Origin of the sequence: Streptomyces sp. NPDC057654 (assembly GCF_042800135.1) — a bacterium.
Classification (GTDB): Bacteria; Actinomycetota; Actinomycetes; order Streptomycetales; family Streptomycetaceae; genus Streptomyces.
The window spans coordinates 1-1,247 of sequence record NZ_JBHVHQ010001422.1 but is presented as its reverse complement, the minus strand read 5'-3'; the positions used below and the strand labels follow the sequence as shown (position 1 = coordinate 1,247).

At 72.0% G+C, this 1,247-nt stretch carries 1 protein-coding gene; it reads left to right on the top strand.

Going from position 1 to position 1,247, the window contains the following annotated elements; translation table 11 throughout:
• Positions 1 to 238: 238 nt before the first annotated feature.
• The coding region (gene trpS / locus ACFU99_RS44065; RefSeq protein ID WP_384404472.1) for a tryptophan--tRNA ligase at positions 239 to 1,247 on the top strand (1,009 nt) is incomplete at its 3' end.

Here is a 1,247-nt window from a genome sequence, read left to right as displayed (position 1 = left end):
CAGTGACCGCCGCCCGCGCCGCGAGCCAGGTGACCGCTCCCCGCGCCGGGCGCTATCATTGCCGTATGCATTTTTCTCCGTGTCAGAGCTGGTGGCCGTCCTAGCGGGACGGCTTCCGATCAGACACGACCACGGGCCGTCCGCAAGGGCGGCCTTCGTGCGTTCTCCGACCTGTCGGCCGCCGCCCCGTACGGCTCCCGACCCAGCGCGTCCAGCGCATCCAGCGAGGAGAACCCCGATGTCCACCACAGCCCTCGACGCCGACGTGTGCCGCGCCCCCGGCGACTACCGCGTACTGACCGGCGACCGGCCCACCGGCCCGATGCACCTCGGCCACTACTTCGGCACCCTGCACAACCGGGTACGGCTCCAGAACCTCGGCGTCGAGATGTTCGTCCTGGTCGCGGACTACCAGGTGCTCACCGACCGGGACGTCGCCGACCGCCTCGGCGACCATGTCGAGGGCCTCGTCCTGGACTATCTCGCCGCCGGCATCGACCCCGAGCGGGCCACCGTCTTCGCGCACAGCGCGGTCCCCGCCCTCAACCAGCTGCTGCTGCCGTTCCTGAGCCTGGTCACCGTCGCCGAACTGGGCCGCAACCCCACCGTCAAGGACGAGATCGCGCACTCCCGGCAGTCCGCCGTGAGCGGGCTCATGTTCACCTACCCCGTGCACCAGGCCGCCGACATCCTCTTCTGCAAGGGCAACCTCGTCCCCGTCGGCAAGGACCAGCTGCCGCACCTCGAAGTCACCCGCACCGTCGCCCGCCGCTTCAACGACCGCTACGCGCACGGCGGCCCGGAGATCTTCCCGCAGCCCCAGGCGCTGCTGTCCGCCGCCCCGAACCTGCTGGGCACCGACGGCGGCAAGATGAGCAAGAGCCGCGGCAACTCCATCGCGCTCGGCGCCTCCGAGGACGAGACCGCACAGCTCGTCAAGCGCGCCAAGACCGACGCAGAGCGGCACATCGCCTACGACCCCGAGAACCGGCCCGAGGTCTCCGGCCTCGTCCTCCTCGCCGCCCTCTGCCAGGAGCGCGACCCGCACGAGGTCGCCGAGTCCATCGGCGCGGGCGGCGGCGCCGCGCTGAAGAAGGTCGTCACCGAGTCCGTGAACGAGTACCTGCGCCCGATGCGGGCCCGCCGCGCCGCGTACGCGCGGGAGCGCGGCTACGTCCGCGAGGTGCTGCGCACCGGCAACGAGCGCGCGGGCGCCATCGCGGACGCGACGCTGCGCGAGGTGCGCG